The 17,928-nt window shown below is 75.1% G+C and carries 18 protein-coding genes; 9 read left to right on the top strand and 9 right to left on the bottom strand.

Going from position 1 to position 17,928, the window contains the following annotated elements; translation table 11 throughout:
• Together MY526_RS25505 and MY526_RS25510 are read left to right on the top strand one after the other, a co-directional pair.
• Positions 1-431 (top strand): pentapeptide repeat-containing protein (locus MY526_RS25505; RefSeq protein ID WP_436705358.1); only part of this gene is annotated, 431 nt, incomplete at its 5' end.
• Complete coding sequence (locus MY526_RS25510) at positions 428-970, top strand: GXWXG domain-containing protein (protein ID WP_436705359.1); 543 nt, start codon at positions 428-430, stop codon at positions 968-970. The genes MY526_RS25505 and MY526_RS25510, both read left to right, overlap by 4 nt.
• Here the strand turns inward: MY526_RS25510 and MY526_RS25515 are convergent, their stop codons facing one another.
• The 5 genes from MY526_RS25515 to MY526_RS25535 form a co-directional block, all read right to left on the bottom strand.
• The gene (locus MY526_RS25515; protein WP_436695707.1) at positions 971-1,423 is read right to left on the bottom strand and encodes a hypothetical protein; all 453 of its coding nucleotides are present in this window, start codon (positions 1,421-1,423) and stop codon (positions 971-973) included.
• 38 nt (positions 1,424-1,461) lie between these two features.
• Positions 1,462-2,418, bottom strand: a complete 957-nt coding sequence (locus MY526_RS25520) for an anti-sigma factor RsbA family regulatory protein (RefSeq protein WP_436705360.1) — start codon at positions 2,416-2,418, stop codon at positions 1,462-1,464.
• On the bottom strand, positions 2,415-3,299 hold the full coding sequence (locus MY526_RS25525; RefSeq protein WP_436695709.1) for an MEDS domain-containing protein: 885 nt from the start codon (positions 3,297-3,299) through the stop codon (positions 2,415-2,417). The genes MY526_RS25520 and MY526_RS25525 overlap by 4 nt, the downstream gene beginning before the upstream one ends.
• A gap of 61 nt (positions 3,300-3,360) precedes the next feature.
• Positions 3,361-4,767 carry a Re/Si-specific NAD(P)(+) transhydrogenase subunit beta gene (gene pntB / locus MY526_RS25530; protein ID WP_436705361.1) on the bottom strand — a complete coding sequence of 469 codons (1,407 nt, stop codon included), beginning with the start codon at positions 4,765-4,767 and terminating at the stop codon, positions 3,361-3,363.
• 2 nt (positions 4,768-4,769) lie between these two features.
• Complete coding sequence (locus tag MY526_RS25535) at positions 4,770-6,320, bottom strand: Re/Si-specific NAD(P)(+) transhydrogenase subunit alpha (RefSeq protein WP_436705362.1); 1,551 nt, start codon at positions 6,318-6,320, stop codon at positions 4,770-4,772.
• 243 nt (positions 6,321-6,563) lie between these two features.
• Between MY526_RS25535 and MY526_RS25540 the strand changes: the two genes are divergently transcribed.
• Entirely contained in the window at positions 6,564-8,627 is a 2,064-nt protein-coding gene (locus MY526_RS25540) for a putative bifunctional diguanylate cyclase/phosphodiesterase (RefSeq protein ID WP_436695712.1), read from the top strand.
• Positions 8,628-8,683: 56 nt separating this feature from the next.
• The gene (locus MY526_RS25545) at positions 8,684-9,502 is read left to right on the top strand and encodes an HDOD domain-containing protein (protein WP_436705363.1); all 819 of its coding nucleotides are present in this window, start codon (positions 8,684-8,686) and stop codon (positions 9,500-9,502) included.
• A gap of 41 nt (positions 9,503-9,543) precedes the next feature.
• On the opposite strand, the gene MY526_RS25550 is transcribed toward MY526_RS25545, so the two are convergent.
• Positions 9,544-10,701, bottom strand: a complete 1,158-nt coding sequence (locus tag MY526_RS25550) for an acyl-CoA dehydrogenase family protein (RefSeq protein WP_436695714.1) — start codon at positions 10,699-10,701, stop codon at positions 9,544-9,546.
• Between the two features lie 6 nt (positions 10,702-10,707).
• A complete protein-coding gene (locus tag MY526_RS25555; RefSeq protein ID WP_436695715.1) occupies positions 10,708-11,883 on the bottom strand; it encodes an acyl-CoA dehydrogenase family protein in 1,176 nt (391 codons plus the stop codon).
• A 136-nt stretch (positions 11,884-12,019) separates the two neighbouring features.
• Here MY526_RS25555 and MY526_RS25560 point away from each other — a divergent pair, with 136 nt between their 5' ends.
• Entirely contained in the window at positions 12,020-12,400 is a 381-nt protein-coding gene (locus MY526_RS25560; protein WP_436695716.1) for a zf-TFIIB domain-containing protein, read from the top strand.
• 26 nt (positions 12,401-12,426) lie between these two features.
• Positions 12,427-13,254, top strand: coding sequence for a hypothetical protein (locus tag MY526_RS25565; RefSeq protein WP_436695717.1), 828 nt, complete (start codon positions 12,427-12,429; stop codon positions 13,252-13,254).
• Between the two features lie 72 nt (positions 13,255-13,326).
• Here MY526_RS25565 and MY526_RS25570 read toward each other — a convergent pair whose 3' ends face one another.
• Both MY526_RS25570 and MY526_RS25575 read right to left on the bottom strand, forming a co-directional pair.
• Positions 13,327-14,496: a 4-hydroxybenzoate 3-monooxygenase gene (locus tag MY526_RS25570; protein ID WP_436695718.1), complete on the bottom strand. Its 1,170-nt coding sequence runs from the start codon at positions 14,494-14,496 to the stop codon at positions 13,327-13,329.
• A 50-nt stretch (positions 14,497-14,546) separates the two neighbouring features.
• Positions 14,547-15,323, bottom strand: a complete 777-nt coding sequence (locus MY526_RS25575; RefSeq protein ID WP_436705364.1) for an IclR family transcriptional regulator — start codon at positions 15,321-15,323, stop codon at positions 14,547-14,549.
• Positions 15,324-15,392: 69 nt separating this feature from the next.
• On the opposite strand from MY526_RS25575, the gene pcaH reads away from it, so the two are divergent.
• From pcaH to pcaB, 3 genes are all read left to right on the top strand, one after another.
• Positions 15,393-16,139: a protocatechuate 3,4-dioxygenase subunit beta gene (gene pcaH, locus MY526_RS25580; RefSeq protein WP_436695720.1), complete on the top strand. Its 747-nt coding sequence runs from the start codon at positions 15,393-15,395 to the stop codon at positions 16,137-16,139.
• Positions 16,136-16,795 carry a protocatechuate 3,4-dioxygenase subunit alpha gene (gene pcaG / locus MY526_RS25585; protein WP_436695721.1) on the top strand — a complete coding sequence of 220 codons (660 nt, stop codon included), beginning with the start codon at positions 16,136-16,138 and terminating at the stop codon, positions 16,793-16,795. The genes pcaH and pcaG overlap by 4 nt, the downstream gene beginning before the upstream one ends.
• Positions 16,796-16,818: 23 nt before the next feature.
• A partial coding sequence (gene pcaB / locus MY526_RS25590; protein WP_436705365.1) for a 3-carboxy-cis,cis-muconate cycloisomerase occupies positions 16,819-17,928 on the top strand: 1,110 nt, incomplete at its 3' end.

Raw genomic sequence — 17,928 nt, forward strand, 5'->3', positions numbered from 1 at the left:
TGCTCGCGGCCCGCGACCGCACCGAGCGGCCGACCGGCGCCGGCGCCGACGAGCTCGCCGCCGTCGACACCGCCGCCCTGCGCGAGGAGGCCGGCGGGCTGCTGCGGTCGGTCAGCGAGCGGGCCCGCGCCGGCGTCCGGGGCCGCACGCGGGTACGGCGCGGTGGGGACCTCGTGGGGGCGCGGCTGCACGGCGCCGACCTGCGCGGGTCCGGCCTGCGCGGCGCCTACCTCATCGGCGCCGACCTGCGGGACGCCGACCTGCGGCTGGCCGACCTGCTCGGCGCCGACCTGCGCGCCGCGGACCTGCGGGGCGCCGACCTCACCGGCGCGCTGTTCCTGACCCGGCCGCAGGTGGCCGCCGCGCGCGGCGACGCGGGCACCCGGCTGCCGGCCGGCCTCGAGCACCCGGCGCACTGGGAGATCCCGTGACCGGGGCGCTGGACTGGCTGGAGCGGCACCGCGGCGGCGCCGCACCCGTCGACGTCCTCGCCTTCGCCGACCGGCTGCCCGCCGTCGAGCCGGGCACGCTGATCGGCCGCTGGCGCGGGTCCGAGCTGCCGACCGGGTCGCCGCTGGACGGGCTGCTCCCCGCACACCGCTGGTACGGCAAGGAGTTCCTCGACGCCGACACCGTGCACCCGCTGCTGTTCCGCGACCAGGCCGGCGTCCCGCGGCCCGTGGACCCGGCCCTCGCACCGCTGGCCCTCCTCCTGCGCGCACCCGCGCCGGCCCGCAGCGCCCCGGCCCGCGCCGCGTTCGCCACCGTCCGTCCGCTGCTGGCGACCCGGCGGCCGACGGCGCGGGTGCGCCGGCTGGAGCACCGCGGCGTCCTCACCGCCGCGCTGGTCTACGACCGGCTGCCGGTCGTCGACGCGTTCCGCCAGGTGAGCCCCGACGTGCTGCTCGGGCTCATGGACGCGCGCGGCCTGGACGCGCCGTTCGCCTTCGTGCTCGAGCGGGACGGGTGATCAGGCGACCGGCGGGGGCACCTCGCCCTCGGGGTCCTCCGGCCGGGGCCGGCGGCGCAGGATGCCGGCGACCGAGCTCACCCGGGTGGTCGCCTGCCGCAGCCCGTGGATCAGCGGCAGCAGGTCCTCCGAGATCCGCCGCAGGGTGTCCGGGACGGTGTCGATCACCGGGTCGTCGAGCACCTTGCTCACCCGTTCCAGCCCGGGCCGCAGGGACCGCACCGGCTCCTCGAGCTCCTCGACGAGGGCCTCCAGGCGCTCGGCGGTGCGCTGCGCCGACGCGATCGTGTCGGTCGCGACGGTGGTGGCGGCGATGAGCTCCCGGACGGCGGTGTTGAGGTCGCTCATCGTCCGCGGCAGCTGGGACAGCGCCTCCGTCTGGTTCTGCATGAGGGTGATCAGCTCGGAGAGTCCGGGGATGCGCGGCATGCCCAGGCCACGGAAGGGGTCCACGGGGCAACCGTGGGCGACGGCGGGCCGCGCCGCAACCGTCAGAGCCAGGTGGAGATGCGGACCGTCGTGCCCTGGGTCGTGCAGCGGACCTGCACGAGGTCGCAGAGCTGGTGCACCAGGTAGACGCCGCGGCCGCCGTACTCCTCGGTGGCCGGGGGACGCCGGCCGACCAGCGGATCGATCAGCCGTCCGGCGTCGGAGAACTCGACGACGGCGGCGCCCGGCTCGGTCCACATCGCCAGCGTCCCGGCGCCCCCACCGTGGCGGACGCTGTTGGTGGCCAGCTCGGAGGCAGCCAGCTCGAGGCCGGCGGCGCGGTCGTCGGAGAGGCCGCAGGAGCGGGCGTACTGGGCGACGGTCCGCCGGACGGCCGGCACGTCGCCGGCGCCGAACTCCCCGCGCAGCACGCCCTCGGCCGACGGCGGCGGGAGCGCTTCGCACAGCAGCTCGGCCGGCGTCCGTGCGGTGTGCTTCCCCGTGGGGAGGGGCCGCCCGTCCGGGCCCGCGCGGAACGGGTGGGTGGTCAGCGCGCGGGCCGTCACCGACGGCGCGAGGCCCTCCACGTCGTAGGGGCAGAGCAGCCGCCACGCCGGGCCGCCGTCGAAGGCGGTGTTGAGCAGGTGCTCGTGCAGCTCGCACTCGACCAGCTCGGTCGCCGACCGGGCCGGGTGCGCCGGCTCGCCGACCCCGCGCAGGACCCGGCCGGCGCGGGTGGTCCGGTCGAGCGCCGCGGACCACGCGGCGATGATCCGGCCGGGGTTGGCGCCGACGTCGGTCATGTCGAGGAACTGCAGGTCGCCGGCGTCGCCGCGGAGCGCCTCGCGGAGCTGGGCCAGCCGGGGCGTCGGCTCGACGATGACCACCGTCTCGTCCCGTGCCAGGCCGTCGCGGACGAAGCCGACCACGCCGGCGAGGAACTCCTCGTCGCCGCGGTAGGGGAGGGTCTCGTGCACGAACGCGGGCTGGGTCGCCGCGCCCGAGGGCGCGGCGGTCACGCCGCGCGTCCGGCGGTGGTGACGGGGGCGATCCGGTCGTAGCCGAGCAGCCGCCACACGCGGGCGAACAGCGGGGAGGCGCCGACCAGCTCGGCCCGCCGCCCGCGGGTGACCCGGTCCTGAGCCCAGGCGGCGAGTGCACGGCACCCGGCCGCGTCGGCGAAGGTGAGCAGCCCGACGTCCAGGATCGCCACCTCGGCGCGGTCGACGGGGGAGGTCGTGAGCAGCCGGCGCAGCCGGTCGGCACCGAAGGCGTCCACGCAGCCGGAGACGGCCAGCCGGTCGCCGTCGACGAACACCCGGAAGGGCACCAGCTCGTCGGCCTGGACGCCGTCGGGCACGCGCGCCTGCGGGTGCACCGCGGCCACCTCGCGCAGGACGTCGTCCCCGAGCGCGCCCCGGCGGTAGGCGCAGAGGGCCGACATGCCCGCACCGCCGGCGAAGAAGCCGTCGGCGAGGTGCTCCCAGCGGACCAGCTCCGACCGGCGGCCGGGGTCGGCGGCCAGCCCGGTGAGCTCGGCGACCACCCGCAGGCCCACGGCGCCGCCGTCGAGCGCCTCGCGGGTTGCGGCGTCGTAGAAGGCGAGCTGGTCCTCGGGGGAGAACCCGCCGTCGCGGCCGTAGGCCTGCGACAGCGGCAGCACCGTGAGCGTCCCGGCGGCCTCGAGCTGCTCCACCGCGCCGAGCGGGCCGGGCCGGCTGCGGAGCAGGTCGATCGTGTCCTCGTCGCCGACGTAGACCAGCCGCTCGCCGCGGGTGAGGCCACCGGCGAGGAAGCGGGCGGCGACGGCCGTGAAGGACGTCGCGTCCTCGTAGACCCAGCAGAGGTGGTCCGCCGGGCCGACGGGGACCGGTTCGGTGACCAGTCCCTGAGTGCGCACACACCCACGGTAGGCGTTGCTCAGCGGGACCGACAGTGCCTGGCGAGGACCGCGGGATTGCTCACAGGGAGCGCAGGATGTCGTCCACCCGCTCGCGGGCGTCGCCGAAGAGCATGCGGGTGTTGTCCCGGAAGAACAGCGGGTTCTGCACGCCGGCGTAGCCGGTGTTCATCGACCGCTTGAAGACGATCACGTCCTCGGCCTCCCACACGTGCAGCACCGGCATGCCGGCGATGGGGCTGCCCGGGTCGTCGAGGGCGGCGGGGTTGACGGTGTCGTTGGCGCCGATGACCAGGACGACGGAGGTGTCGGGGAAGTCGTCGTTGACCTCGTCCATCTCCAGGACGATGTCGTAGGGCACCTTGGCCTCGGCCAGCAGCACGTTCATGTGGCCGGGCAGCCGGCCGGCGACCGGGTGGATGCCGAAGCGGACCCGCACGCCCTTGTCGGTGAGCTTGCGGGTGAGCTCGGCGACCGGGCCCTGGGCGTGCGCGACGGCCATGCCGTAGCCGGGTGTGATGATCACCGACCGGGCGGTCCGGAGCAGGTCGGCGGCGTCCTCGGCGGTGATCTCGGTGTGCTCGCCGTCCTCGGTGGCCGCGGCGGTGCTGCCCTCGTTGCCGAAGCCGCCGGCGATGACCGAGAGGAAGGAGCGGTTCATCGCCCGGCACATGATGTAGCTCAGGTAGGCACCGGAGGAGCCGACCAGGGCGCCGGTGATGATCAGCAGGTCGTTGTCGAGCAGGAAGCCCGACGCGGCGGCCGCCCAGCCGGAGTAGCTGTTGAGCATCGAGACGACGACGGGCATGTCGCCGCCGCCGATCGAGGCGACCAGGTGCCAGCCCAGCGCGAGGGCGAGGACGGTGACGGCGGCGAGCACGCCCAGGCTCGGGCTGACGACGAAGGCGACGGTGAGCGCGGCGAAGGCGACCAGCGCGCCGAGGTTGAGCCAGTTGTGGCCCGGCAGCATCAGCGGGTTGCTCTTGATGCGGGCCGACAGCTTGAGGAAGGCGACGATCGAGCCGGTGAAGGTGACCGCGCCGATGAAGACGCCGATGACCACCTCGGCGGAGTGGATGCCGAGCAGGTTCTCGGGCACCTCGGTCTGGGCGGCGCCGGCGCGCTCGACGGACAGGTAGCCGTTCCAGCCGACCAGCACCGCGGCCAGCCCGACGAAGCTGTGCAGGATCGCGATCAGCTCGGGCATGCCGGTCATCTGCACCCGGCGGGCCCGCCACAGCCCGATGGCCGCGCCCGCGACCATGGCGACGGCGATCAGCGCCGTCGCGCCCGCGTCCAGGTCGCGCGCGGCCAGGCCGATGGTCGCGGCGAGCGCGATGGCCATGCCGGCGATGCCGAAGCCGTTGCCCGTCCGCGCGGTCTCGTGGCGGGACAGCCCGGCCAGGCTGAGGACGAACAGCAGGCCGGCGACGATGTAGGCCGCGGAGGCGGCGGAGAGCGCGGTCACGGTCAGCCTCTCGTGAACATGCCGAGCATGCGGCGGGTCACGGCGAAGCCGCCGAAGACGTTGATGGAGGCCACCAGCACCGCGACGAAAGCGAGCGCGGTGACCAGGGGGCCGGTGTGGCCCAGCTGCAGGAGGGCGCCGACGACGATGATCCCGGAGATCGCGTTGGTCACGCTCATCAGCGGGGTGTGCAGCGCGTGGTGCACGTTCCCGATGACGTAGAAGCCCACGACGATCGCCAGCGCGAAGACCGTGAGGTTGCCGATCAGCGGGTCCGGGGAGAACGCCGTCACGAGGAAGAGCACCACGGCCGCGCCGCCGACGATGGCGGCCCGCCGGGCCGGGGACGGCGGGGACGCCGCCACCGGGACGGCGGCCGCGCGCGGTGCGGGGTCGCTGGCCCGTCCTCCGGCCGCCGGCGCCGCCGACACCTGCACCGTCGGGGGCGGCCACAGCACCTCGCCGCCCCGGACGACGGTCATCGACCGCAGCACGACGTCGTCGAGGTCGAGGACGACCTGCCCGTCCTTGCCGGGGGTGAGCAGCTTGACCAGGTTGACCAGGTTGGTGCCGAACAGCTGCGAGGCCTGGCCGGGCAGCCGACCGGGCAGGTCGGTGTAGCCGATGATCGACACCCCGTTCGGGGTGACCACCACCTCGTCGGCCACCGAGCCGGCGACGTTGCCGCCCTGCGCGGCGGCCATGTCCACCACCACGCTGCCCGGCCGCATGCTCGCCACCATCTCCTCGGTGATCAGCCGCGGCGCGGGCCGCCCGGGGATGAGCGCGGTGGTGATCACGATGTCGACCTCGCGGGCCTGCTCGGCGTACATCAGGGCCGCCCGCCGGTCGAAGTCCTCGGACGTGACGCTCGCGTAGCCGGTGCCGCCGCCCTGCAGCTCGTCGGCCGGCACCCCGACGTACTCCCCGCCCATCGACTCGATCTGCTCGGCGACCTCGGGCCGGACGTCGGTGGCGCGGACGATCGCGCCCAGGCTGCTCGCCGCCCCGATCGCGGCCAGCCCGGCCACCCCGGCGCCCACCACGAGCACGGTGGCCGGCGGCACCTTGCCGGCCGCGGTGACCTGACCGGTGAACGACCGGCCGAAGGTGTGCGCGGCCTCGATCACCGCGCGGTACCCGGCGATGTTGGCCATCGAGGACAGGACGTCCAGCGACTGCGCCCGGGAGATGCGCGGCACGGCGTCCATCGCCAGCGCGGTGACCGGCCGCGCGGCCAGCTCCTGCACCAGGTCGGGGTCCAGCGCCGGGCTCAGCGTGCTGACCAGGATCCCGCCGTCGCGGAGCAGGGCGAGCTCGTCGGTCGTCGGCTTGGCCACGTGCAGGACGACGTCGGCGGCCCACGCGTCGGCGCCGGTCCCGATCCGTGCGCCGGCCGCGGCGTAGGCGTCGTCCGGGAAGCTGGCCAACCGCCCGGCGCCGGCCTCGACGAGCACGTCGTAGCCGAGCGCGAGCAGCTGCCGCACGGTCGTCGGTGTGGCCGCCACCCGGGTCTCGCCGGGCCGGGCCTCCCTGGGCACTCCGATGAGCACGTCCACTCCGTTCCTGGGGGCGGCCCCGGCGGCGTCGGCGGGACCTCGAGGTGCGGTGCGGGGCCGATCATGCCCGGCGCCGTGGAACCCGCGGCGCCCGGGCGGGGTCGCGACCCCACCCGAGAGGGTGACGGGGCGCCCGCGCCGGGTGCACCCACGACCCCCGGCTGCCGTACTTGACCGTGAGCCGGGCACCCGGCCCGACCGGCACCCGAGGCCGGTCCGTCCGCGAGGGGGGGGAACGTGTCAGCGCCGAGCGTGCCGGCCGAACCGCTGGTGTCCCGCGAGATCGTCTCCTCGATCTTCTACGGCGCGGCGGTGAGCGACACCCTCGCCCTCCTCGTCGCGGAGATGGTCGCGGGCACGCACCGGATCACCTGGGGCAACGAGGGCGCCACCCACCTGCTCGGCTACGGCCTGGAGGACCTGCGCTCGCTGCCGGTGTCGGCACTGGTGCCCACGCTGCGCGGCGGCGAGGTCAAGCTGCTGCTGCGGCGCGAGCGCAGCGCGCAGATGACCCTGCAGGTCCGGACGGCGAGCGGCGCCCTGGTCGACACCGTCGTCGTGGCCACCCCCACGCCGTCCGGTCGGATGTGGACCCTCCGGCTGGTGGCCGCGGCCAACGACCAGGAGCGGGCGCTGCGGGCCACCGCCGACGCGCACGAGCAGCGCTTCGCCACCCTCACCGAGCGCTCGCCGATCCCCACGCTGCTGTCGGAGCAGGGCATGCGGCTGGCGCACGTCAACGACGCCTTCTGCAGCCTCGTGGGCCTGCAGGCCGAGCAGCTGCTAGGCACCGGCTGGATGGCCACCGTCCACCCCGACGACCTCGACGGCGTGATCGAGCAGGTCGTCGCCGTCCTCGGCGGCGGGGAGGGCGAGGCGCAGGCCCGGCTGGTCCGCGAGGACGGCACCGAGCGGACGACGGTCATCCGGTTCGCCCACCTGTTCACCCCCGGCGTCGGCGCCGGCTTCGTCGGCATCATCGAGGACATCACCGACCGCCTGGCCTTCGAGGCCCGCCTGGCACACCAGGCCAACCACGACCCGCTCACCGGCCTGCCCAACCGCACGCTGCTCGCCGACCACGTCGGCGCCCGGTTCCGCCCCGGTGACAGCGGGCTGGCCTGCCTCTTCCTCGACCTCGACAACTTCAAGGTGGTCAACGACTCCCTCGGCCACGCGGCCGGGGACGAGCTGCTCGTCGAGGTCGCCGCCCGGCTGCGCGCCACGGTGCGGCCCGGCGACCTGGTGGCCCGGTTCGGCGGCGACGAGTTCGTCGTCGTCTGCGAGGGTCTCGACGAGGACGCCGCGGTCACCCTGGCGACGCGGATCGGCGCGGCCCTGGCCCAGCCGGTGCGACTGGGCGGGGTGGACGTCCGCCCGCACGCCAGCGTCGGCGTCACCGTGCAGACCGCCGAGCACCTCGCCGCCGACGAGCTCATCCGCGACTGCGACATCGCGATGTACCAGGCCAAGGCCGGCGGCAAGGGCCGGATCACCGTGCTCGACCAGCAGGCCCGCGCCGAGGCCCGCGACAAGCTGCGCCTGGTGGCCGAGCTGCGCCGGGCCGTCGAGGACCGCGACATCACCCTGCTCTACCAGCCGATCTTCAGCTCCGCGGACCGCACCGCCACCGCCGTGGAGTCCCTCGCCCGCTGGGAGCACCCCGAGCGCGGCGCGATCAGCCCGGCCACCTTCGTCGCCCTCGCCGAGGAGAGCGGGCTGATCGGCGGCCTCGGCCTCCTGGTGCTGGACGAGACCTGCCGGCAGCTGGCCGAGTGGGACCGCGAACTCGGCGGGGCGGCGCCGCAGCGGGCCAACGTCAACGTGTCGGCGCTGCAGCTCGACGACAACCTGCACTCGCACGTGGTGGCCGCCCTGGAGCGGCACCGGCTGCACCCCTCCCGGCTGTCGATCGAGATCACCGAGTCGGCGCTCATGCAGGACCCCGACTCGGCGCGCGTGGTGCTCACCCAGCTGCGCGACCTCGGCGTCCAGCTGGCGATCGACGACTTCGGCACCGGCTACTCCTCGCTGGCCTACCTGCGCCACCTGCCGGTGGACTGCCTGAAGGTCGACCGCTCCTTCGTCGCCGAGCTGTCCCACGGGCACACCGAGATCGCCTCGGCGGTCATCGCGCTGGCCACCAACCTCGGCCTCACCACGGTGGCCGAGGGCGTCGAGACCGCCGAGCAGGCGACCGAGCTGACCCGCCTCGGGGCCGCCTACCTGCAGGGCTACAGCCTGGCCCAGCCGATGACCGGCGCGCGGGCCGCCGAGTGGTTCGCCGCGCACGCCCGATGACGCGGTCCCCGTCCCGCGGCCCCTCCGTCCACCCGTTTCCCCGCACTGGAGCCGACGTGCCCCCCACCCTGGCCGCCGCACCGTCCTTCGACCTGGACGCGGTGCTCGCGAGCATCGACACCATGGCCGCGCAGAAGCCGGTCGCGGCGCAGATCGTGTCGGTCGCCAACTCCGACGACACCAGCGCCAAGGCGCTCGCCCAGATCCTGGCCGCCGACGTCGCACTGGCCAGCCGGGTGATGAAGCTGGCCAACTCCGCGTACTTCGGCATGCGCGGCCGGGTGACCTCGCTGCAGTTCGCGGTGACCGTCATCGGCTTCACCACGGTGCGGACCATGGCCACCGTCGCGCTCACCGACCTGGACGACGAGTCGCGGCTGCCCGGGGACTTCTGGCGGATGAGCACCGGGGTCGCGCTCGCCGCGTCCACGCTCGCGCCCCGCTTCGGGGAGCGGCCGCAGGACGCGCTGTGCCTCGGGCTGCTCGCCCCGGTCGGGGTCGCGCTGCTGCACCACAACGACCAGGAGGGCTACGCCGAGCTCACCGCCGCGGAGCCCGCCAACGGCGGACGGCGGGCCGCTGAGGTGCGGCGCTACGGCATCCACGCCTTCCGGCTGACCGCCGTCGCCCTGGAGCAGTGGGGCTTCCCGCGGAGCATGGTCGAGCCGCTGGGCGCCGTCGACGACCTCGCCTCCGACGAGGGCGCCCTGCTGCGCGTGGCCCTGGAGATCGCCTCCCGGCTGACCACCGAGGGCTACCTGCCGGTGCCGGTCGAGCGGCTGACCGGCGGGGTGCTGCGGGAGGACGCCGTCGGGCCGGTGCTGGAGAAGGTGCGGGCCGAGGCCGAGGAGCTGCGCCTGGCGATGCTCGGCTGAACGGACGGCGCCCCCGGATCGGGGACGCCGCCCGCCGTCCCTCAGCCGGTGTAGGGCGCGCCCAGCGGGTCGACCGTCTCGTACGTCGAGACGCCCGCGGCGAGCCGGGCCGCGGCCCAGTCGCCGTTCCCGAGCAGGTGGTCGATCGCGGTGAGCCGGCTGGTGTAGTGGCCCACCTTGTACTCGGCGGTCACCCCGATGCCGCCGTGCAGCTGGATGGCCTCCTGGCCGATGTGCCGGCCGGCTCGGCTGGTCTGCAGCCGGGCGCGGTCGGCCGCGGTGACGACGTCCCCACCGGCGTCCTGGACCATCGCGGCCCACAGCGCGGTGCTCCGGGCCAGCTCCAGCGAGATGTACATGTCCGCCGCCCGGAAGGTCAGGGCCTGGAACCGGCTGAGCGTGACCCCGAACTGCTTGCGGGTCTTGAGGTACTCGGCGGTGGTCCGCAGCGCGGTCTCCATCGCGCCGATCGCCTCGTGGCTGTAGGCGATGCTGGCGGCGGCCTGGGCCCGCTCGATGTCGGCCGTCCGGTCCGCGGAACCGCCGCCCTCGCCGAGCAGCTCGGCCGGGGTGCCGTCGAACCGCACCTGGGCGGCGCGGCCGCCGTCGTGGGTGCGGTAGCCGGTGCGGGCCAGCCCCTCGGCGTCGCCGCGGACGAGGAAGAGCGCGGTCCCGCCGTCGACGACCGCGGACACGACGAGGACGTCGGCCCGCGCGCCGTTCGGCACGGGCTCCTTGACGCCGGTCAGCCGCCAGGTGTCGCCGTCCCCGGTCGCGGTGACCCCGGCCGCGGCCGGGCTCCACCGGGTGCCCGGCTCGGCGTGCGCGAAGGCGAGCACGCTGCCGCCCTCGGCCAGCGGCCCGAGCACCTCGGCGCGCTGGGCATCGGTGCCCACCGCGGCCACGACGCCGCCGGCGAGGACCACCGCCTCGACGAACGGCTCGGGCGCCAGCACGCGGCCGATCTCCTCGGCGACGATCGCCACCTCGATCGGCCCGGCGCCCATGCCGCCGTGCTCCTCGGCGAAGGGCAGCCCGAGCAGGCCCATCTCGGCCAGCCGCGCCCAGGTCTTCTCGTCGAACCCGGGGTCGGCCGCGACGACCTTGCGGCGCTGCTCGCTGTCGCCGTAGGCCCGGTCCAGGAGACCGCGCACGGCCCCACGCAGGTCGTTCTGCTCGCTGTCGAAGGTGAAGTCCACGTCAGATCACAGCCCCAGGATCGTGCCGGCGATGATGGTGCGCTGCACCTCGTTGGAGCCTCCGTAGATGGAGACCTTGCGGTGGTTGAGGTACTCCGGGGTGGCCACCCGGGCCCAGTCGGGCACCAGCGAGTCCTCCCCGGCGAACGACGCCACCGACAGCGGGCCGGCGATGTCGACCAGCAACTCGGTGGCCGCCTGCTGCAGCTCCGAGCCCCGGAGCTTCAGCACCGACGACGCCGGGTGCGGCTTGCCGTCGGAGGAGGTGGCGACGACGCGCAGCGCGGTCAGCTCCAGCGCGAGCAGCTCGTTCTCGACCTCGGCGAGGCGGACCGCCATGTGCGGGTCCTCGCTCAGCGGCCGGCCACCGGAGGTGATCTGCGCCGCGTGCTCCTTGGCCTGAGCCAGCAGCCGCTTGGTGCTGCCGACCCGCGCGATGCCGACCCGCTCGTTGCCGAGGAGGAACTTCGCGTAGTCCCAGCCGCGGTTCTCCTCGCCGACGAGGTTCTCGCCGGGCACGCGGACGTCCTCGAAGAAGACCTCGTTGACCTCGTGGCTGCCGTCGATCAGCTCGATCGGGCGCAGCGTGACGCCGGGGGAGTCCATGCGGAAGACCAGCAGGGAGATGCCGCGCTGCTTCTTCTCCGCAGTGGGGTCGGTGCGGACCAGGCAGAAGATCCAGTCGGCGTGCTGGGCGAACGTGGTCCAGGTCTTCTGGCCGTTGACCACCCAGTCGTCACCGTCCCGGACGGCGGTGGTGCGCAGCGAGGCGAGGTCGGAGCCGGCCTCGGGCTCGGAGAAGCCCTGGCACCACCAGATGTCGAGGTTCGCCGTCGCCGGCAGGAACCGCTCCTTCTGCTCCTGGTTGCCGAACGCGGCGAGCACCGGGCCGATCATGCTCGAGTTGAAGGCGAGCGGTTCGGGGACGCAGGCCAGCTGCATCTCCTCGCGCCAGATGTGCCGCTGGAGCGGGGTCCAGTCCCGGCCGCCCCACTCGACCGGCCAGTGCGGCACGGCCAGGCCGGCGGCGTTGAGGACCCGCTGGGTCTGGACGTAGTGCTCCTTGGTCACGTGGCGGCGGGCCGCGACGGTGTCGCGGATCTCCTGCGGCACCTGGGTGGTGAAGAAGGTGCGCATCTCCTCCCGGAAGGCCTCCATCTCCGGGGACAGCTGCAACCGCATCGGACCTCATCTCCTGACGGCGGCGTCGCCGTCTCGCAGAACGGGACCCCGACGATGCCACAAGAGCTACCCGTCGGTAGGGCCGGGAGGGACGGCGGCGGGGAACCGTCTGCGGCGGGTCGTGCGTTGCCCCGCCATGGACCTGATCTGCCCGAAGTGCCAGGGCTCGATGCGGACCTACGAGCGCAACGGCGTGCACGTCGACCAGTGCTCCGACTGCCGCGGCATCTTCCTCGACCGCGGCGAGCTCGAGCGGCTCGTCGACGCGGAGACCGCCTGGCACGGCCGCTCCCCGGCCGGGCAGGGCGCCGCGTCGCACGGGGCTCCCGGCGGCTCGACCGGTCCGGCGTCCGGCGGGCACGGCGCCGGTGGCATCGGGGCCGGTGGGCTCGGTGCCGGTGGGCTCGGTGCCGTCGTCGGCGAGGTGCTCAACCAGGTGCAGGGGAAGAAGCACTCGTCGTCGTCCGGGTACGGGTCCAAGCGCAAGCAGTCGTTCCTGGGCGACCTGTTCGGCTGACCGCCGGAACGGGCACCCTCGACGACGTGTTCGACGTCGACTGGATGGGGCAGCTGACCCGTGACGTGCTGCGGGAGCGCACTCCCGCACTGATCGCCGAGGCCTGCGCCTGGAGCGTCGGCCTGTCCGACCGGCCGCACCACGAGCGCCGGCGCGGGCGGCTCGTCGAGACCGGCGGCACGATCGGCGACCGCGCCGCGCGCGGGCTGGCGCTCAGCGGCGAGGAGGACGGCCGGCTCGACCTCGGCGACGCCCGGCCCGGCAGCTTCCGCGACGTGCTCAACGCGGTGGACGCCGACGGCGGCGTCTACGCCGACCGGTTCGACCGGGAGGTGCTCGAGCCCTTCGTGCTGGCCACCTGCGTGCTCGCCGCCGAGCGGGCCCTGTCCACCCGGCGGGCGGACTGGGCCGAGCTGCTCGACGACCTCGGGGAGGACGGCCGGGACCTGGTCGGCGCCGTCCGCGCGGGGGAGTGGGAGGCGCCGCTGCGGACCGAGGCCGAGCACCTGGTGCTCGCCGCGCTGGCCGACCAGCCGCTGCTGGAGGTGGAGGCGGCGGGACTGCCCCTGTCGCTGGTCCGCGCGGCGGAGGCGCTGACCCGCGCGACCGCGCCCGCCGCGGAGCCGCCTCCGGCGGAGGACCCCGCCGCGTCGGGTGCGGTGTTCATCGCCCGGGCCGCCCTCGCGGCCGAGGGCCTGCCCGAGCCGGTCCCGCCGGCCTCCGCCGACCGGCTGCTCGGCGCGCTGCTGGCCGAGGGGCTCGAGCCCGAGGAGCTGCCGGCGGTCCTGCCGCACCTCCCGCTGGCCCCGCACACCGCCGACGCCGTCCTCACCCTGCTCCACGCCGCCCCCTGACCGGGCGGTTTCCGCGGAAACCGCCGCCTCGGGACCGGCGGTTTCCGCGGAAACCGCCGCCTCGGGAGCAGGTCAGAGGTCGAGGGGCAGGCCGGTGTAGTTCTCCGCGAGCTCGCGGGCCGCGGGCTCCGAGGCGACGATCCGGCGCAGCTGCGACAGCTGCAGCTCGGCGTCGAAGTCGTCCCCGGAGCGGTGCAACATCGAGGTCATGAACCAGGAGAAGTGGGTGCACCGCCACACGCGCGCCAGCGCCCGGTCGGAGTAGGTGTCGACCAGGTCGGACTCCTTCTCCTGGAGCAGCCGCACCAGCGCCGAGGCCAGCAGGGTGACGTCGGCGACGGCGAGGTTGAGGCCCTTCGCGCCGGTCGGCGGGACGATGTGCGCGGCGTCCCCGGCGAGGAACAGCCGGCCGCGGCGCATCGGGGCGCTGACGAACGACCGCATCGGCAGCACCGACTTCTCGGTGATGGTGCCGGTGCTGATCTCCCAGCCCTCGAGGGCGAACCGCCGGGCGAGGTGGTCCCAGATCCGGTCGTCGGACCAGTCCTCGATCCTCTCGTGCGGGTCGACCTGCAGGTACAGCCGCGACACCGTCGGCGAGCGCATCGAGTAGAGCGCGAAGCCCTCGGGGTGCCAGGCGTAGATCAGCTCGTCGGTCGCCGGCGCGGCGTCGGCCAGGACGCCGAGCCACGCGTAGGGGTAGGTGCGCTCCCACACCGTCCCGCCGGCGGCCTGGACCACCTGGCGCGAGGGGCCGTGGAAGCCGTCGGTGCCGGCGATGACGTCGCACTCGAGCACCTGGGCCACGCCGTCGGCGTCGGTGAACCGGATGCGGGGCGAGTCGCCGTCGACGTCCTCGGGGTGGACGTCGGAGACCTCGAACAGCAGCGGCGGGCCGCCGTCCAGCTGCGCCGTGATCAGGTCCTTGGTGACCTCGGTCTGGCCGTAGACCCAGACCGTGCGGCCGCACAGTGCCGGGAAGTCCAGCTCGTGCCGGGTGCCGGGGTACTGGAGGTGGATGCCGTGGTGCTCGAGCCCCTGGCGCCGCAGGCGGTCGCCGACGCCGGCGGCGGTCAGCGTGTCGACGGTGTGCTGCTCGAGGACGCCGGCGCGGATGCGGGCCTCCACGTAGGCCCGCGACCGGTTCTCCAGGACGACCGAGTCGATCCCCTGGAGGTGCAGCAGCCGCGACAGCAGCAGGCCGGCCGGGCCGGCGCCGATGATCCCCACCTGAGTTCGCACGGGGGGAGTGTGACCGCCGGGATCCGGGCGGGGGAACCGTCGGCTCTCGCTCAGTGGAAGTGCTGGGCCCGCGACACCCCGCGCCCGATGCCCCGCGCGGCCACCTCGAGGACCGGCACCAGCCGGGTCAGATCCCGACGGTGACTGGGGACGACGATGCCCAGCGCGGCCACGACGACCGGGGCCCCGCCGCGCTCGGCCCGCACCGGGACGGCGACCGAGAGCGTGCCCAGCGACATCTCCTCGGCGGTGCGCGCGTACCCGCGGCGGCGCACCTCGGCCAGCTCGCGGCGCAGCCGGGCCGGGTCGACGACGGTGTGCCGGGTCGCCCGGGTCAGCGACCGCAGCACCCCCTCCACCACGTCGTCCGGCGCGGAGGCGAGCAGCACCTTGCCCACCCCGGTCGCGTGCAGCGGCAGCCGGCTGCCCACCTGGCTGACCACCGGTACCGACACCCGGCCGGAGATCCGTTCCACGTACAGGGCCGCGCGCCCCTCCCGGACGGCGAGGTGCACGGTGTCGCGGGTGGCGGTGTGCACGTCGAGGAGGAACGGGGCGGCCACCTGCCGCAGCTCCAGCTGCACGGGGGCGAGCAACCCGAGGTCCCAGAGCTTGCGGCCGATCTCGTAGCGCCCGTCGGCCCGCCGCTGCAGCGCACCCCAGTCGGTGAGCTCGCCGAGCAGTCGGTGGGCCGTCGACAGCGGCGTCCCCGATCGCTCGGCGATCTCCGACAGCGACAGCCGCGGAGCGCTGCTGCTGAACGCGTCGAGTACCGCCAGCGCCCGCGAGGTGACCGACCGCCCGGGCGTCGCGCTCCCACCGGCCACGGGCACCCCTTTCCACTGGACGGCAGTCTCGGCTTGGGCAGCCTAGTCCGGCGGCCGTACCGTCCCAGCATGACCGGGACCACTTCCGAGAGCCGGCTGCACCTGCCGCGCTACCTGCGCGAGGACCCCTCGCTGCGCACTCCCGTCGGGTACCCCGACTACAAGAGCACCGGGCTGCGGGCACCGCTGCGGACGCCGGTCGACCTGCCGCACCGGCTGACCGAGGTCACCGGCCCGGTGCTCGGCGAGGAGCGGGTCGTCCCGCAGGACGCCGACCTGACCTGGCGCAACGGCGGCGAGGCGGTGGGCCAGCGGATCCTCGTCTACGGGCGGGTGCTCGACAGCGGCGGCCGCCCGGTCCCCGACGCGCTGGTCGAGGTGTGGCAGGCCAACGCGGCCGGCCGCTACCGGCACGTCGTCGACAACTGGCCGGCGCCGCTGGACCCGCACTTCGACGGCCTCGGGCGGGTGGTCACCGACAGCCTGGGCCGGTACGAGTTCCTGACGATCAAGCCAGGGGCCTACCCGTGGGGCAACCACCACAACGCCTGGCGCCCGGCACACATCCACTTCAGCCTGTTCGGCCGGGCCTTCACCCAGCGCCTGGTCACCCAGATGTACTTCCCCGACGACCCGCTGTTCGGTCAGGACCCGATCTACAACGCCATCCCCCCGGCCGCCCGCCACCGGGCCATCAGCCGGTACGACCTCGAGCGCACCCAGGACAACTGGGCGCTGGCCTTCCAGTGGGACATCGTGCTGCGCGGCGCGGAGCAGACCCCGTTCGAGACCGACGACGACGGAGATGTCGCGTGACCACCTACAACCCGCTGGACGTCCCCGCCGACCCCACCGAGCCCTTCCAGCCGCGGTCGGGGCAGCGCGGCACCGGCTTCCTCACCGGGCCGCTGCGGCTGGGCCCCACCCCGAGCGCGACCGTCGGGCCGTACCTGGCGATCGGGCTGACCTGGCCGGACGGCGCGTGGGCCGCCGCCGAGGGCACCGAGGGCGGGATCTGGATCCGAGGCCGGGTCTTCGACGGCGCCGGCGCCCTCGTCCCCGACGCCATGGTGGAGACCTGGCAGGCCGACCCGGACGGCGGCTTCCCGTCGCCCGAGGACCCGCGCGGCGCGTCGTCCTACCCCGGCTTCCGCGGCTACGCCCGGGTGCAGACGATCGATCCCCCCGGCGAGTTCGCCCTCTTCACCCTCAAGCCGGGCCGGCTGCCCGACGGCGAGGGCGGCCTGCAGGCCCCGCACATCGACGTCAGCGTCTTCGCCCGCGGCCTGCTCGACCGGGTGGTCACCCGGATCTACTTCGCCGACGAGGCCGCGGCCAACGCCGAGGACGTCGTCCTGCGCGGCATCCCGGAGGACCGGCGGGACACGCTGATCGCCGCGCCGACGGCCGACGGCTACGAGTTCGACGTCCACCTGCAGGGCGACGCGGAGACGGTCTTCTTCGCGCTGTGACCGGTCACGGTAGGAAGGACACCGTGACAGGTCTGTTCGCCGGCACGTTCGCCCGCGGCGCGGCGGCGGCCGCGGTCTCCGACGACGCCTGGTTCCGGGCGCTGCTCGAGGTCGAGGCCGCTCTCGCCCGCGCCGCGGCGCGCACCGGGCTCGTGCCGACGACGGCGGCGGACGCGGTCACGGCCGCCTGCGCCGACCCGTCCCGGCTGGACCTCGCCACCGTCGTGGCGCGGGCCGCCGACGCGGGCAACCCTGTGCCGCCGCTGGTGCGGGCGGTGCAGGACGCGGTGGGGGAGCGCGACGCGGTCGCCGTCCACGTCGGCGGCACCAGCCAGGACGTCCTCGACACCGCGCTGCTGGTGCTGGCGCGCAACGCCGTCGCCGCGATCGACGCCGACCTCGCCGCGTCCGCGGAGACCGCGGCGGGGCTGGCGCGCACCCATCGGGACGACGTCGTCATGGGCCGCACGCTGATGCAGCAGGCGCTGCCCACCACCTTCGGGCTCAAGGCGGCCGGCTGGCTGGCCGGCCTCGACGGCGCCCGGGTCCGGCTGGCCGAGGTGGTCGCCTCGCTGCCGGTGCAGTACGGCGGCGCGGTCGGCACGCTGGCGGCCAGCGACGGCGCCGGCGTCGCCGTGCGGGCGGCGCTCGCCCAGGAGCTGGGCCTGGCGTCCACCGCCGTCCCGTGGCACACCGTGCGGCTGCCGATCGCCGACCTCGCCGGTTCCCTGGGCGCCGCGGCCGGGGCGGTCGCCACGGTCGCCGTCGACGTCGTCCTGCTCGCCCAGTCCGAGGTGGCCGAGGCCGCTGAGGTGGGGGAGGGCCGCGGCGGGTCCTCGGCCATGCCGCACAAGCGCAACCCGGTGGCCGCGATCTCCGCCCGCGCCTGCGCCCGCCGCGCGCCCGGGCTGGTCGCCACCCTCCTCGGCGCGATGGAGCAGGAGCACGAGCGGGCCGCGGGCGCCTGGCACAGCGAGTGGCCGGCGCTCACCGAGCTGCTCACCACCGTCGGCTCGGCCGCGGCCTGGCTGGCCGAGAGCCTGCGCGGGCTGCGCCCCGACGTCGCCCGCATGGCCGCCACCGCGGCCGCGGCCGCCGAGGGCCCGCTGGCCGGCGCGCTCGCCGACGCGCTC

Source organism: Geodermatophilus sp. CPCC 205761, assembly GCF_051383655.1.
In the GTDB taxonomy this organism is placed as follows: Bacteria; Actinomycetota; Actinomycetes; order Mycobacteriales; family Geodermatophilaceae; genus Geodermatophilus.

Coding starts and splice junctions, on each gene's coding strand:
- MY526_RS25555 (WP_436695715.1), bottom strand. CDS start 11,883: ATGCGGTTGCAGCTGTCCCCGGAGATGGAGGCCTTCCGGGAGGAGATG.
- MY526_RS25560 (WP_436695716.1), top strand. CDS start 12,020: ATGGACCTGATCTGCCCGAAGTGCCAGGGCTCGATGCGGACCTACGAG.
- pcaH (WP_436695720.1), top strand. CDS start 15,393: ATGACCGGGACCACTTCCGAGAGCCGGCTGCACCTGCCGCGCTACCTG.